The following is an 18181-nucleotide window of genomic DNA, read 5'->3' as shown; positions in this document are numbered from 1 at the left end:
ATATCTAATAAACTGTGCGAGGGTGACTCGATAGAATCTTGTTTCTTCGAAATCGTGATTTTTGAGTCACACCCTTTCTTATGGTGAGACTAATGTTATCGTTAGAAAAAATAGCTTTCATGGAGTATAATGAAGGTAAAGAATTATCAGGGATTATGGAAAATTAAATTAATTATGAAAAAATAATAAATAGGGAGGTTTTCGAAAATGGAAAACATAAGAAATAAAGATACACGTCCAATGATGGATTTAGTAGCGAAAAAAGTATTTAGTAATACCGAGGTAACGGCTCAGTTCATCAGAGATTTATTGGATTTGCCAGTAGCTTCCGTAAAACTTTTAGATGGAGCACAAATCCATGCTAAGCCGTATAAAGAGTTGTTACCATTTGTCACGCACGTGGATGTATTAGCAGAATTAGACGATGGTACACAAGTAATTATAGAAATTCAAGTAGCTATGCAGGTTGATTTTATAAAAAGATTGTGGTTATACATCTGTGAACAGGTATCGCAAAACTTAGACGAGTATAAAAAAGACGGAGTAGACACACATTATTTGTCTGGAGAATTAATACCCGTTTATGCGATAGCAATAACAGAGAAACCATACTTTGATGATAATCGAGCAATTCATACGTTCAGTATGCGAGACGATGAAAACTGTGAAGAATTAAAAGTTAAATTTAAAGGAATAGAAGAAAAAAGAAATTTAATAAGAATGGTATTTTTGGAAATAGAAAAATATAGAGAAAATACAATGGAAAATTACAAAAAAGTACGTTGGATAGAATTTTTCGGAAACAAACCATATACACATGAACCAGAAAAAATAATGGAACAAGCAGATAGTATAATAAATCCAAGAAAATGGAGTAAGGAGGAGAAGAGTATGTTTGATGAGAGAAGAAGGGATTTTGATGGATATTATGCTCACCTAGCTTATGTTAAAGAAGAAAAAGAACAGGCAATAGCGGAAGGGTTACAACAAGGAATCGAGCAAGGAATTGAGCAAGGAATTAAACAAGGAATAGCACAAGAAAGAGAAAAAACAATAAATATGATTGCAGATTTAGTAAAAGGAGGACTCCTAACTAAAGAAATGGGAGCTAGCAAATTAAATATAAACGAGCAAGAATTCGAAAAATATCTATAGTCGAAGTGATTATGACTCAGTAATTTAAAACTAGTGATAAAAAAGTAATAGATTAGCGATTAAATATAGAGTTTTTTGTATGTGAAAATTGAATTCGGGGCTGGATTTTTTTCGTGCCTCGAATTTGTTATACAACCTAAAAAAATAGTATCTTTCTTTGAAAATTAAAGTAAAGATACTATTTTTTGTTTTACAAACTAATTTAAAATTAATTCGTAAAAATATTTAGAATTAAATTTTGATTATTAATAAAAAATAAATTTAAAGTAACATTAGAGTAATAACCTGTTTTAATTATAATGAAAATGGATTGTTACAGGTTGGTTGTATTCATTAAAAAGATAAAAGACATTTATTTAATATAAATGTAATCGTTTTTTTTTTTTTTTATCGTGGGTGTGAGAGTTTCTGTTACAAGAAAAGAATGAAGTTTTTTTAATAAATATTGGTAAAAAATAATAAGTTTGAGTGATATGATATTTTGGAAAAATATTGTCAGAAATTTCAAATAAGAAAAAGTTTATATTTGCTATAAGAAAAGGGGGATTGTGCGAGTTTTTTCTCTTGAATTATTATAGAGTTTATAATATTATAATGGTTGTAAGACAAAAAATTAATACTTGTAGATAGACGATGCTCTTGAAAAAATAACGAGGGTATGGTCTGTCTTGCAGTTTTTCGTATTAATCTATAAAACTTAAAATAAATTTAAGGAGGAATTTTAAAGTTGATAGGAAAAAATAATCAATATTTAAAAAATAAGAAAGAAGGAACTAAGGTAGAGACATACTCTATCAAGAAATTCAAAGTAGGTACAGCATCAGTAGTAATCGGTGCAAGTATCTTCTTTGGTGCTGGAGCAGTAGCGCAGGCGAGTGAAGAAGTATCAAATAACACGACATCTGACAACACAACAAATTCTAATGCTTCAGAAGGTGTTGCAGCAGCACCAAAAGCTACAGCACAACCAGTAGCAAAAGAAACTACTAAAGAAGATGTAGCTAGTGCAGTAGCGGCAAAATTAGGCGGAGAAACTGCACAAGAAGTTAAAGCTTTAGATAAAACTAAACTTGAAAGATACGTTGCAGAAATCGAAGCAAAGCTTGATAACGGGACTTATGCAAACAAAACTGAAGCATCTATTGCGTTATTAAAAGCAGACCTAGAAGCTGCAAAAACTACATTAGCAAACGCTAAAACTCAAGACGAATTAACAAAAGCTTACAGCAAACTTGTAACTACAGCTAACACTAAATTAAAAGCAAAACCTGTAGAGAAAAAAGAAACTCCAGAAGTAGACACTACTAACGGGAAACAAACTGTAGGTAAAAAAGCAGAAAATACTGAACCAAGTGCGGCTAATTCACATGCCATTCCTGCAAATGCCGAAGAAGGTTCAGGTTTCAGAAGAAATGATTCAGGAGCTCCTCAAGTTACTAGTACAGTAAACTATGAGGATGCTTCATATGTAAGACGTAATGGAGTAACCTCTGCAGATACTTCTTTATCAGGGACTGGAACTGATGGTAAAACTGTAGTAGTGACAGTCGCAACTCCAGGAGGAGCTACAAAAACTTATGAAACAGTAGTAACTAATGGAAAATGGACTGTGAATTTAGAAGCACCATTAAAATCTGGTAATGATCCACACAATAAACTTACAGAAGAAACTAAGATTACTGTTCAATACAAAGGCGAAAATAATAAATTAAACGATGAAACAAGGGTTTATCTTGGACGTCCAAAATTTGTCAGTGATACTATTGTTGCGGGACAAAAAGAAGTATTGGTAAAAGTTCCGAAAGATGCGAATAATTTATGGGTAGGATTCACAGGTTCTTGGGACCGTCAAGTAATTATGAACGGAGGGAATCCTCAATCTCAAGACACGTCAACGCTAACTGCAACTATGGCAGATACTCAAAATGATCCTCTTTTCCACATAGTAAAATTAACATTCCTTCAAAACGTAATTAAAGAAGGTGCTAACGTAATCAACTTACAAGCGCAATCTGGTTACAGTGCAGCAGGAGGAGCTAAACCTGGAGCAACAGAAGCAGCAGAGGCTAAACGTCCTACTATAACTGCAACTAACGAAGCACCTACAATTACTGCAACAAATAACGGAAGCGACGTAGTTGTGAGAAAAGATTCTGCATTTGATATTGCAACTTTAGCAACTGTAGCTGACAAAGAAGATGATGCAAAACTTACTGTTGGTGAGCCAGTAAAAGCTAAATTAGTATCAGTTAATGGAGCAAGTGCAACAACATTTAACACTGCAACGCCAGGAGAATACACACTAGTTCTTAAAGCGGTAGATAGTCAAGGTAAAGAATCTACAAATACAATTACTAGAAAAGTAATTGTAAGAGAGCTTAACGCACCAACGGTAGACACAAATCCTAGAGCTAGAGGAACAGTTCTATCAACAGATGAAAAATTATCAGGAACTGGTGTGGTTGGAGCAACTGTTAAAGTTACTGTAAGAAACCCAGAAAAAACAGAAGTATTATTAGAAAAAACAGCAACAGTAAACGCTGAAGGAAAATGGGAAATTAAGTTAGATGCAGGTTTAAATAGTAATGAAGCTTTACTTGGTGCAAGAGAAAATGCTAGAACATTCTATAAAAATAAACCTAAAAATCCAGTAGAAATTGTTCAAATGATAGATGGAATAGAAAGTGAAGCGAAAGAACAAGATGTATCTATCGGACCTTCAGCAATCTTACCATCAGCGGCAGCAAAAGACGGTAAGAGCGTTGTGGCAGGAGCTAAAGAAGTAACGTTTACTGTACCTCATGACGCAGGATTCACATACTTCTTCTATACAAATAAAGAAACGAATAAAGAAGTACAGCTTGATATTAAACGTGAAGATGATGGAAGTTTAGTGATGGCTGGTGGAAATGCAAGTAAAGCAACTGTTAAAAATACTGTAAAAGGACCTTTCTACGACACAGTTACTTTAACATTAACAGAACCTGTTAAAGAAGGGGTAGACTTAAAAGTTATTCCTCATAATGGTGGAGCAACAAAAGGAACTTACTTAGGTAAAACATCTTATCCTGTTACGAATGAAGCGCCAGTAGTTGCACCAGTAGTAGAAAACCAAAACGAAAAAACAGTTCTTACAGAAACAACTATTACTAAAGCTGATTTATTAGCTCTTGTGAAAGTAACAGACCGTGAAGATGATCAAGATGCAACACTTGGTGATAAAGGTCACGTTCGTGTAGTATCAGTTGACGGGAATACGAATGTTACTGGAATTGATACTTCAGAAGCAGGAGAACACACTGTTATTTACAAAGCTGTAGATAGCCAAGGTAAAGAGTCTAACGAGTATGAATACACTGTGAAAGTAAATCAAGCTCCAACAGTTGAACTTCCATACTCAAATGCTTATAGACGTCAGATTTATATTTATACAGGAGAAAAAACTGACTTAACATTTACCGGTAAAGACGAGACGACAGTAAAAGATTTATATCTACGAAATAAAGGTAAAGATGAAAGTGATAACGCTAGTGTTTATGGTTTTACCATAGGAAAGGTAACTAATAGTGCTGTAGCATCTGGAGAAGGAACTGTATCTGATGATAAGAAAATAGCTACTATCAAGATGGTTGGAGTAACAAAACTGAGTGCTGGGCAAAAGTGGACAAGTTTTATCGAAGCTAAAGATAATGACGGTGTTAAATCTATGCCAGCAAATGAACCCTACAATGTTGAGAGTGACCCTGCACTTCGCCAGAAAAAACCAGGGTATGTTGAATTCATCGTTAAATCACAAGCAGATAAGTACGATATCAAAGCTCCAACAGAAAAAGTTGCCGTAGCAGATCCAACGAATGTAACAGAAGATGATTTAGCTAAAATTAAAGAAAAATTACAACTTGAGTACAATCAGAATAATGACGATGCGAACATTTCAAAAGATGCTCCAGTTACAGATAAAGATGCTAAAATTGCTTCAGTAACAAAAGATGCTGATGGAAATCTTGTAGTAACATACACAGATGGTTCAAAAGACACAAGATCATTATCAGAGTTTGTAACTTTAGACAAACAACCAGCTATTGATGCAGTAACGACTGAAGCTGATAATAAAATCAAAGCTATTACTGACAACGCTAACTTATCACAAGCTGAAAAAGATGCGGCTATCGCTAAAGTAAACGCAGGGAAACATGCAGCCTTAGATAAAATCGATGAAGCTACAAACAAAACAGCGGTAGATGGTGCTAAAACTGAAGGTACTGATGCTGTAGCGAAAGTTAACCCAGTAGCTAAAGAAAAAGCAAAACAAGCAATCTCTGATGAGTTAAAAGCTAAAAATAATGAATTAGATGCACGTACAGACTTATCAGATGCAGAAAAAGCAGAAGCTAAGAAAGAAGCTAAGAAATTAGCAGATGCACAGTTAGCCGAAATTGCTAAACAACCTGACGATGTGCCAACAGTGGCAGAAGCTCAAACAGCCCAAGATGCAGTAGATGCAGCTAAAAATAAAGGTGTAGCAGATATTAAGACTGTAAACCCAATCGCGAAAGAAAGTGCTCTAAAAGCAGTAGCTGATGAATTAGCTGAAAAAGAAAAACAAATCGACGCTCGTACAGATTTAACAAAAGAAGAAAAAGATGCAGCTAAAGAAGAAGCTAAAAGATTAGCGAAAACAGCAACAGATACAATCAAGGCTCAACCTAATACAGCAGCAACACCAGAAGCAGCTACAACAGCTCAAAAAGCAGTAAATGATGCAAAAGATGATGGTGTGAAGAAAGTTAAAGCTGTAAATCCACCAGCCGAGAAGAAAACAGCAGCTAAACAAGAACTAGCAAATACAGCAGACGCTAAAAAACAAGCTATTCAGGATGACAACACATTATCTGAAGCAGCTAAAGAAAAACTTAAAAAAGAAGTAGATGATATTAAAGAAGCAACAGATGCAGCAATTACTGGTGCTAAGAAAAATGCTGACGTTGATAAAGTTAAACTAGCTGCTGCACAAGCGATTAAAGCAATCAACTCTGCGCGTATACCAGGTAACAAATTAGTTGCTAAAAATCCTACGAATTTAGATGGTGACGAACAAGATAAACTTAAAAAAGCTATCGAAGCAGTAAACCCAGGTGCAACTGTAGAAGTTAACCCAGATGGAAGTGCGAAAGTAACATACCCAGGAAAAGCTCCAGAAACATTAAAACAAGCTGATTTAACGAAATCTGCGGCTGACTTAGATAACCCAGGTGGTGGTAACAACATTAACCGTCCAGCCGACAAAGTTATCGTTAAAAATCCTGCGAACTTAACAGATGATGAAAAAGAAAAAGTCAAAAAAGCTGTTCGTGATGTTAACCCTAACGCAGTAGTAACTATGGATGATAACGGAACAGTAACAGTTTCGACCCCAGATGGACACACAGCAGCATTCCCAGCATCAGAATTAGTACGTACATTAGCAGATGCAGCAAAAGGTGATTCAGGTAATACAGGAGTTCGTAAGCCAGCAGATAAAGTAGTTGGTGATGCAACAAACCTAGCTGACCAAGCAAAAGCAACAGCAAAACTTAAGAAATTAAATGGACCTGATGCTAAAGTTCAATATGACGCTGAAGGAAATGCAACAGTGGTTCTTAAAGACGGAACAATTGCGACAATTCCAGCAGGTGACTTATTCAAAACACCAGAAGATGCTAAGAAAGCAAACGGTGGAGATGACATCAACAAACCAAACTCACAAACTGTTGTAGCAGATAAAAATGCGTTAACGGAAGGTGAACGTGAAGCAATCAAAGCGAAAATTGCTGCGGTTAACCCAGAAGGTTCAGTAATTACTGTTAACGAAAAAGGTGAAGCTACAGTAACAACACCAGAAGGAAAAACAGCAGTAATCGATGCTGATGATTTAATTAAAGGTGCTGACGAAAAAACTACTGCGAAAGCTGGTAACAACATCAACAACCCAGCTGACAGAGTACAAGTAGCAGATAAAGCTAACTTAAAACCAGAAGACATCGCTAAAATTAAAGCAGCAGTTGAAACTGTAAACCCTGGTTCTACAGTAGTAGTTGACGAAAAAGGAAATGCAACAGTAACAACACCAGAAGGAAAAACAGCAACAATTCCAGTAAGTGAATTAGTGAAAACTCCAACTGACAAAGAGAATGTTAACGGTGGAAACCAAGTAAACACTCCAGCAGATAGAGTAGTGGTAGAAAACCCAGCTGCATTAACATCAGAAGAGAAAAAAGCAATCGAAGCTAAAATCAAAGCAGTAAACCCAGATGCTGATGTAGTATTTGACGAAAAAGGAAATGCAACAGTAACAACTAAAGATGGTAAAACAGCAACAATTCCAGCAAGCGATTTAGTAAAACCTAAAGCTGACTTAGCTGATCCAACAAAACAAGATGCTGTAAACAAACCAGTAGACAAAGTAATAGTTGATCCAGCACTAGTAGCAGCTGATAAAGATTTACCACAAGAAGCTAAAGATGCTATTAAAGCAGCTGTAGCAGCAGTAAACCCAGGTGCAACAGTAGTAGTTGATGATAAAGGAAATGCAACAGTAACAACTAAAGACGGTAAAACTGTAGTTATTTCAAAAGCTGACTTAGTGAAAACAGAAGCTGATAAAGAAACTGCTAAAGCAGGAAACAACATCAACAAACCAGCAGACAAAGTAGTAGCTGATAAAGATGCATTAACTCCTGAAAACATCGAAGCAATCAAAGCTAAAGTAGCAGCAGTAAACCCAGGTGCAACAGTAGTAGTAGACGACAAAGGAAACGCAACTGTAGTTACACCAGATGGAAAAACAGCAACAATTCCAGTAACTGACTTAGTTAAATCTCCAACAGAAGCTGAAGGAGCAAAAGCAGGTAACGATGTAAACAAACCAGCAGATAAAGTAGTTGTAAACGATCCAGCTAACTTAACACCAGAAGAGAAAAAAGCAATTGAAGCTAAAGTTAAAGCAGTAAACCCAGATGCTAAAGTCTTCGTAGACGAAAAAGGAAATGCAACTGTATCTACTCCAGATGGTAAAACAGCAACAATTCCAGTTGAAGATTTAGTAAAAGATCCAGCAGCTAAAGAAACTCCATCAGCAGGAAACAAAGTAAACACTCCAGCAACGAAAGTTGTAGTAAAAGATCCAGCTAACATTAAGGCTGATGAAGAAAAAATCAAAGCAGAAATTCTTAAAGTTAACCCAGGTGCAACAGTAGTATTTGATACAGAAGGAAACGCAACAGTAACAACGAAAGACGGAGCTGTAGCAACAATTCCAGCATCTGATTTAGCAAAAGATGCAGCTGACTTACAAAAAGCTGACAAACAAGATGCAGTTAACAAACCAGCGGACAAAACAGTTGTTAAGAAAGCAGGTGAATTAACTTCAAAAGAAAAAGAAGATATCAAGAAAGAAATTGCTAAGGTAAATAGAGATCCACAGACAACTATCGTAGTTGATGACGAAGGAAATGCAACAGTAACAACACCAGACGGTAAAACTGAAGTAATTCCAGCATCTGACTTAGTGAAAACTGCAGAAGAAGCTGAAGGTGTAAACGCAGGAAACAACATCAATAAACCAGCGGATAAGGTAGCAGCAGCGGCGGCAGATTTAGTTGGACCTAAGAAAGATGAAGTTGCAGCTAAAATTAAAGCAGCTGTAGAATCAGTAAACCCAGGTGCAACTGTATTCGTTGACGATAAAGGAAATGCAACAGTAACAACACCAGACGGTAAGACAGCAACAATCCCAGTTGAAGACTTACTAAAAGATCCAGCAGCTAAAGAAACTCCATCAGCAGGAAACAAAGTAAATACTCCAGCTGAAAAAGCACTTGTAGATCCAGCGGTATTGAATGATCCAAATACAACATTACCAAAAGATGTTAAAGATGCTATTAAAAAAGCTGTAGAATCAGTAAATCCAGGTGCTGAAGTAGTAGTAGACGACAAAGGAAATGCTACAGTAACTGTAACAAATCCAGACGGAACTAAGGCTACAGCAACAATCCCAGCTTCTGATTTAGTGAAATCAAATGCTAAAGAAGATTTAGAAAACGCAGCGAAACAAGATGCAATTAAGAAACCTATCGATGAAACAGTAGTTGCTAATAAAGATGCTTTAACTCTAGAAGAGAAAAAAGCAATTGAAGATAAGGTTAAAGAAGTTAACCCAGGAGCAACAGTAGTAGTTGATGAAAAAGGAAATGCAACAGTAACAACTCCAGAAGGAAAAACAGCAGTAATTCCAGCGGATGATTTAGTGAAAACTGCAGATGAAGTATTAACTGATCCAAAAGCAGGTAATGTAATCAACAAACCAGCTGACAGAGAGTTAGTGGACAATAAAGACAACCTAACTCCTGAAGATATCAAAGCTATCAAAGATAGAGTTGTAGCAGTTAACCCAGGAGCATCTGTATACGTAGACGACAAAGGAAACGCAACAGTAACAACACCAGACGGACAAACAGCAACAATTCCAGTAAATGATTTAGTGAAGACAGAAGCTGATAAGAATACAGCAAATGCTGGTAACAAAGTAAACACTCCAGCAGATAAAGTATTAGTGAAAGATCCAGCTAAATTAACTGCTAAAGAGCTTGAAAAAGTTGAGAAGAAAATCAAAGAAGTAAATCCAGATGCAACAGTAGTATTTGACGATAAAGGAAATGCGACTGTTAAGAATGCAAATGGAGACATCGCAACAATTCCAGCAGCAGACTTAGTTAAACCAAAAGCAGATTTACTAGATCCAGCTAAACAAGATGCAGTTAAGAAACCAGCGGATAAAACTTTAGTGAAAAATCCAGACTCATTAACACAAGATGAGAAAGATGCAATCACGGCTAAAGTTAAAGAAGTTAACCCACCAGCAGATGGAACAATTGTATTCGTAGATGAAAAAGGAAATGCAACAGTAACAACTAAAGATGGTAAGACTGTAGTAATTCCAAAAGATGACTTAGTGAAAACAGCAGAAGAAGCTGCTAACGAAAAAGCTGGAAACAATATTAACAAACCAGCAGATAAGACTGTAGTAGCAAAACCAGATGCTCTAACTCCAGAAGAGAAGAAAGTAATCGAAGATAAAGTTAAAGCAGTAAACCCAGATGCTAAAGCAGTATTTGTAGATGACAAAGGAAATGCAACAGTTACATTGAAAGGTGGTAAATCAGCAACAATTCCAGCAACTGATTTAGTGAAAACAGCAGAAGACGCAGCTAAACCAAATGCAGGAAACAAAGTTAATGCACCAGCAGACAAAGTAGTTGTGAAAGATCCAGATGCTTTAACAGATGCGGATAAAGCTAAGATTACAGATGCAATCAAAGCGATAAATCCAAACGCTGAAAAAGTTGTATTCGACGAATATGGAAATGCAACAGTAACAACTAAAGATGGAGAAGTTGCAACAATTCCAGCAGCTGATTTAGTGAAAACAGAAGCAGAAGCAGCTAAACCAAATGCAGGAAACAATATCAACACACCAGCTGATAAAGTAGCGGTTGATTCTTCTAAACCATTAACAGAAGATGATAAAAAAGCAATCGCAGCTAAAGTAGCAGAAGTAAATCCAGGTGCAACTGTAGCGGTAGATGACAAAGGAAACGCAACAGTAACAACACCAGAAGGTAAGACAGCGGTGATACCAGCAACAGACTTAACTAAGACAGCAGATTCAGCTAAAGAACCAAACGCAGGAAACGATGTAGTTAAACCAGCAGACAAGACTGTAGTAGCAAATCCAGACTCATTAACACAAGATGAGCAAAATGCAATCGCAGCTAAAGTAGCAGAAGTAAATCCAGAAGCTAAAACTGTAGTTGTAGATGATAAAGGAAATGCAACAGTAACAACTAAAGATGGTAAAGCAGTGGTTATCCCAGCGAAAGATTTAGTGAAAACAGCAGAAGAAGCAGTTAAACCAAATGCAGGAAACGATGTAAACACACCAGCAGATAAGACAGTAGTAGCAAATCCAGACTCATTAACACAAGATGAGAAGGATGCAATTATAGCTAAAGTTAAAGCAGTAAACCCAGGTGCTGAAGTTGTAGTGGACGAAAAAGGAAACGCAACAGTAACAACACCAGAAGGTAAGACAGCGGTAATTCCAGCATCAGACCTAACTAAGACAGCGGATTCAGCTAAAGAGCCAAATGCAGGAAATGACGTAAGCACACCAGCAGATAAGACTGTAGTGAAAAATCCAGACTCACTAACACAAGATGAGAAAGATGTAATTGTAGCTAAAGTCAAAGCAGTAAATCCAGATGCAACTGTAGTAGTAGACGACAAAGGAAATGCAACAGTAACACCTAAAGATGGAAAACCGGTTGTAATCCCAGCGTCAGATTTAACTAAGACAGAAGCACAAGCTAAAGAACCAAAAGCAGGAAATGACATAGTTAAACCAGCAGATAAGACTGTAGTGAAAAATCCAGATTCATTAACACAAGATGAGAAAGATGCAATCGTAGCTAAAGTTAAAGCAGTAAACCCAGGTGCTGAAGTTGTAGTAGACGACAAAGGAAACGCAACAGTAACAGTAAATGGTAAGACAGCGGTAATTCCAGCAACAGACTTAACTAAGTCAGCAGATGCAGAAAAAGCACCAAAAGCAGGAAATGACATAGTTAAACCAGCTTCTAAGACAAAAGTAGCAAATCCAGATAGCTTAACTTCAGAAGAGAAAAAAGCAATTGCGGATAAAGTAGCAGCAGTAAATCCAGGTTCAACTGTAGTAGTAGACGACAAAGGAAACGCAACAGTAACACTTCCAAACGGAAATACAGCAGTTATCCCAGCATCAGATTTAACAAAATCTGCAAAAGATGTGAACGATGGAAAAGCTAAAGACAACGCAGTTACACCAGCAGCGAAAACAAAAGTAGCGAACCCAGAGAAATTAACTGACGCTGAGAAGAAAGCAATTGAAGACAAAGTTAAAGCATTAAACCCAGGAGCAACTGTAGTAGTAGACGATAAAGGAAATGCAACAGTAGTGAAAGATGGTAATGTTTCAGTTATCCCATCAACAGACTTAGTTAAAGTCGAAGACGATGCTACGAAACCAAATGGTGGTAACGATGCAAACACACCAGCAGCTAAGACTGTAGTGGCTAACTCAGAAAAATTAACTGACGCTGAGAAAAAAGAAATCATCGCTAAAGTTAAAGCAGTAAACCCAGGAGCAACTGTAGTAGTAGACGACAAAGGAAATGCAACAGTAACAAAAGGTGACGGAACAGTTCTTAACATCCCAGCTTCAGACTTAGTAATCCCAGCAGAAAAATTTGCTGACGAAGCTAAAACTGCTAAAGTGAAAACACCAGCTATCCGTACATTAGTAGGAGACAAAGAAAACTTAACAAAAGACGAGAAAGAAGCTGTTAAGAAATCAATCGAAGCAGTAAACCCAGGAGCAACTGTAGTAGTGGACAACAAAGGAAACGCAACAGTAACAATGCCAGACGGTTCTACAGCAACAATTTCTAAAGAACAACTAGTGAAGAATGCAGAAGATGCGAAAGCTAAACATGGTGGAGATAATCTTGATTTCGACTTTAGTAAAGTAACAGTAGGAAACCTTGAAAATATTACTTCAGAAGAAAAAGCGAAATTCCAATTCCAAATTCTAGGTACCATCACAAATGTAGAAGAATTCGATTTAGATGCTTACATTAAATCTACAGATGATAAAGGAAACACAGTTTACACATCTAAAGATTCTAGAGTGAAAATTACAATCGACAAAGATGGTAATGCAACAATCGAAAAAGATGGTAAGAAAGAATTAGCTATTAACATTGATAAAGCTGGAAATGTAACAATCGTTACAAAAGAAGGTAAAGTATTAGCAATTCCAAGAGATGGTGTGTTCAGACAAAAACCAACACTACCAGAAAAAATTGAAGTAGGAAATGTAAATAAATTAACAGATGAAGAAAAAGCAGCTGTTAAAGCAGCATTAATTAAAGCAAATCCAGAACTTACAAACGCAAAAATTACAATTGCAGACAATGGAAAAGCGACAATTGAGTATCTAGATGGACATGTAATAGAGATTGCAGCTACTGATTTAGTAACAGCTAAAGCATTTGATAAAGGATCTAATGCACAAGGTGCAAATACTAAGCTAGGACAACGCCTAGCAAACACAGGTACAACTGAAACTAATACTGGATTAGCAGGATTAGGATTAGCAGTACTAGGTGGATTACTTGCAGCAGCAAGACGCCGTAAAGAAAAATAAGAAGTTGTTAAAACTGAATAGATAACATTTACATGTTATTAAGAGAATCCCTTAGAGTCAAATGAGAATTTGACTTTAAGGGGTTTTTTCTGGTTGTGTATGTAATAAAGGGTAAGTGTCCAATAACAGTAAGTGTCCAACAATGAGGTATATTGAATGGGAGCCCGAGAGCTCTTTTATATCTGCGAGTTTCTTGAATATTTTACTACGTAGCAAATAAGCATCTAGAATCTCATTTTTCTAGAATGTCTTTATTTGGCAAACATGGTAATTTATGTGATATTTTTTATCATAATAAGGACATTCGCGGTATACAAATACTTGAAAAATAGTGGTAAAAATGATAAAATTTAATATCGGAGAAATTATATTATTTGAAAATATTGTTATTTTGTTTTGTGTGACTTTGAAGCTTTGATTTAATGAGACAAGTGCTGATGAGTTATTTTTTACAAGGTTAGTTGTATATGCAGATAGACTTCAGAAGTATACTTGTATAGTAGTAAGTTATAGTATGTAAGGAGTCGACTTAAAAAGTCTAAGTTTTAAAGATAAATTTTTATGAAAAGTTAATAGATGTAGTAGTTATTGATAGCTAAATTTGCTTTATAAAGACTTTTTAGATGTTTAAACAACTTTACGGAGGAGACACGATAGAATCGGTTTTTCTGAAATCACGATTATTGAGTTGCTCCCATTGATAAATTATTAGAGAGAAAATGACTAGGAGAAAATAATGAATAAGAATAAGTTTAAGAAGTGTCTTAATCAGTATAATAATAGATTTAGTATTAGAAAATTTAATGTCGGGGTTGCTAGTATAGCTGTATCTTCTGTAGCGTTAGCAGGTATGATGTTTTTTGGTGATGCAAATTTTGTTTATGCAGAAGAAGGTAATACAGATTTTAATAGAACAGGTACGGGAAATTCAACGGTAATAGATGCGAAGGAATTTGTGATGGTTACTCATGTGAAACCTGATGGTAGTGTTGAAGACGTTGCTATATTGAAATCTGATTTCTCGGAAAATCTAGAGAAATTAAAGAAAAATTATCCAGGTTTAGAAGCAACAAGGTTGGAATTTGTTTCAAAAAACACATATAAAATTATTTATAGAGCACAAGAAACGACTAATACTACTTCGGAAACATCGACAACACCAAGAGAGAATAAGGTAAGTTTACAAGGGCATCTTGTCGGAAGTCAGACAGAATATAATGTAGGAGAGCAAATTATTTCTACATTCAGATTAGATGTGTCTGCACCTTCAAGATTAGAAGATGGGTCTTATATTTTAGTGAATTTACCAGCTAACGAACCGATTACTGATGTACAATTTGGGACTGCTTTAAAAGTTGAAAAAGTAAATGATACACAATATAAAATCTATACAGGAGAAGTTCCTAGCGGTTCGTATGCTAGCTTTAATATAAGTTATAAATTTGATAAATATAGAACAGGACGTAATTCGCAAACTACAATCACAGCTCAAGTAGTTGATAAGGCTGGTGCGGCAATTACACCAACTACTTCTACAACAGCTAGAGTAACTAATACAAATAAGAGTGGATATGCAAATATAAGCGTTGATAGTGAAAGTGGTGCTAGAGATTTAGCTTTATTTAGTACTAATGCTCCTGGAGATTCTATCGATGAAACTAAGAATAAAGAGTTAGTTTTAAAATTAACTACTTTTAATAAAGAGACTTCAGCTGTAAATAAAATTGCTCATGAAGTGACGTTGCCGACTGGTGCAGTTTTATCTCAAGCATCTATAGATGCTGGGTGGTCTCAAGATGGGAATATCGCTCGTTATACAAGAACAATAACAGATGCGAAGCCTGTATTCGATCAAGGGAATAATACTAGTGATGATACGCTTCGTATTAATATGCGCCAAGCAGGTACATTAGAAGAGTTTTTAAAAGGAAAAGAATTTACATTTACAGACAATGTAACTTATACAGATAAATCAGGAGAAACGAACACAAGTCAAGGTACAACTTCATTAGTAGTGAAAGCTGTGAATCCTTATAAAGATAATGGAGATGGAGCAACACCAAATGCAGCAGGAGCACAACCACCATTAGCAATTAATAACTATACTAATGAACAGAATCATGAAAATAGAGTGAATATTGCAATTCCTGGAATTAATACAGAAACAGATGATAAGAGAATTATTGTTTTCTGGAGAAGTGTAGATACTCCAACAAAAGTTAAGGAAGTTGAATTAACGATTGACAGTGACTTTGATCAAAAGAGATCAATTGAATTTTATGGTGTCTGGAATAATAATGGCGCATATGCAGCTTGGTATGCACCGGATAATCTAGGAACTAGTAAGACGTTTGAAGTATATACGGTAAATGGTACATCAGAAACAAAACTTGGAGAAATTTCCTTTAAGAAAGATGGTGGAACATCTATAGATTTACCTGAAGGTACAACCCGAGTTTTATTAAAACCAAAAGGTGAGATGAACTTTACAAGTAATACAATAAGCCAGGCAGGTATTTATTTACATCAAAACTTAAAAGGTTTAGAAAAAGCAAAGCAAATGGTAGCGGAAGGGAAAGAAGCTAAGAGTATTGTTACTGCAAAAGTTTCAACTCAAGATACAGATGTGGTAAATACAAGTATTTCTAAAACTATCTTAGCAGATGCAAGAACTGCTTTAAAATTGACATCGAGAACTGGGAAAATAGAAACGGTTCTAGCAGGGAATAAAACACAGTCTTTAAGTTCTGGGATAGAAGCGTATAATTACTCACCTTCAGGTTTAGGAAATCGAGTATATAACACACTTACATCACACTTTGCTACTACTGATAAAAAATTAGATTATCTTGGAGCGAAGAATCCTAAAATTATTGTGGAATTACCGGATGGCTTTAGTTATGCAGGAGATAGCCCACTTGTAACTAAAGATGATAATTATCAAAATACTGGTAAACGTGTATTGATTATTGACCCGAAGGATTCAAATACTCGTGAGAATGTAACTCCAGATTTAGAGTTTAATGTGGCGCAGTGGGTTCAAACAGGTAGTTATCGTTTGAAATACACATTAGTTTGGGATGAAAATAGATTCTTACATGGATTAAATCCAAATGATGAGTTTGATGGAGATAAGACAATTATCAATACATCAACTTTTACTTATGAAATTCCTGTAAGTAATACATCAGCGACACGATTACACGTAGATGTGACAGATAAAAATGACCAACGAGAAGGATATACAACATCGTTACAAAATTTAGCTCCGAAAACAGATGTTACATACCGTTTTACTTTATCAAATACAGATAATTCAAAATTATCAAATAATGAGATACTTGTAACATTGCCTAAAAAAGGGGACAAGAATATTGTTGATACAAGTATAGCTCGTAATTCTGCATTTGATGTGGAAGCTACAGGAGAAGCAATAGCTCCTGCAGGATGGACAACATACTACTTAACTTCTCCAATAAGTGGAAATGCAAATGAAGTTGCTGCAGCAACAACTTTAACAGCTGATCAAGTGACAGATTGGAGCAAGGTTACAGCTGTTAAGTTTGTTTCTAATCAAGGAACTACATTAAATCCAGGATTATCAAATGAATTTTTAGTACCAGCAAAAATTTCTAAAGATGCAAAAGATAAACAGGTAGCTTATATTTCAGCAGCAGCAAAAACAAATGCAGAAGAAATATATAATGAGGCGAATGTAGCTTCTGTTACTATTAAAATAGAAAATATAAAAACTGGATCTGTTAAAATTGCATATGAAGATATGCAAGGAAATATGATTAAACCAACGATAACAGCCATTGAAAAAAGAGCTTATACAAAAGATTATAATGTAGATACAGAAGAATATCGTCCTGATGAATTTACATATAATGACATAGCCTATAGATATATGAGAGTCAAAGAAAAATCTGCTCCGGTTGAAGGTGTTATTAATAGCGAAGAAATTACTGTAACTTACGTTTATGATACTTTGTACAAAGACGAAGTAGAAACAAAAGTGATTACACGTACAATTAAGTATGTAGATGCAAGTAACGAAACTAAAGAAGTATCACCAAAAGTAGAGCAGACTGTTACGCTAACAAGAACAAACAAACGAAACAAAGTAACAAATGCACTTGAAGAAGGAACATGGACACAAGGAAGTTGGGCAGAACAAGCATCACCAACAGTAACAAACTATGGAACACCAGATAAAGCAAGTGTATCGTCAGTGACAGTGACACCAACAATGGAAAATGCCGAGGTAGTCGTGAAGTATCCACAAGCAAAAGAAGACGAAGTAGAAACAAAAGTAATTATACGTACAATTAAGTATGTAGATGCAAGTAACGAAACTAAAGAAGTATCACCAAAAGTAGTACAAACAGTGACACTAACAAGAACAAATAAACGAAACAAAGTAACAAATACACTTGAAGAAGGAACATGGTCAACAGCTTCATGGGCAGAACAAGCATCACCAACAGTAGCAAACTATGGAACACCAGATAAACCAAGTGTAGCTTTAGTGGCAGTAACACCAACAACGGAAAATGCAGAAGTAGTTGTGAAGTATCCACAAGCAACAGAAGATGAAGTGAAAACAAAAGTGATTACACGTACAATTAAGTATGTAGATGCAAGTAACGAAAATACAGAAGTGTCACCAAAAGTTGTTCAGACTGTTACGCTAACAAGAACAAACAAACGAAACAAAGTAACGAATGTACTTGAAGAAGGAAC

Annotated in this window: 3 protein-coding genes; all 3 read left to right on the top strand. The window is 35.6% G+C overall.

What is annotated here, in order from left to right:
• Positions 1 to 207: 207 nt before the first annotated feature.
• Positions 208 to 1155 (top strand): PD-(D/E)XK nuclease family transposase, encoded by a 948-nt coding sequence (locus JX287_RS01890; protein WP_204641532.1) that lies wholly within the window; start codon positions 208 to 210, stop codon positions 1153 to 1155.
• Between the two features lie 727 nt (positions 1156 to 1882).
• The gene (locus tag JX287_RS01885) at positions 1883 to 13435 is read left to right on the top strand and encodes a DUF1542 domain-containing protein (RefSeq protein ID WP_204641531.1); all 11553 of its coding nucleotides are present in this window, start codon (positions 1883 to 1885) and stop codon (positions 13433 to 13435) included.
• Positions 13436 to 14171: 736 nt separating this feature from the next.
• The coding region (locus JX287_RS01880) for a mucin-binding protein (protein WP_204641530.1) at positions 14172 to 18181 on the top strand (4010 nt) is incomplete at its 3' end.

It is taken from the genome of Gemella haemolysans, from assembly GCF_901873445.1.
Lineage (GTDB): Bacteria > Bacillota > Bacilli > Staphylococcales > Gemellaceae > Gemella > Gemella haemolysans_C.
The sequence above is the reverse complement of the archived record's forward strand: the minus strand, read 5'-3'. Positions and strand labels throughout refer to the sequence as shown.

Excerpts from the sequence above, each read along its gene's own strand:
- JX287_RS01890 (WP_204641532.1), top strand. The coding sequence starts at position 208 with ATGGAAAACATAAGAAATAAAGATACACGTCCAATGATGGATTTAGTA.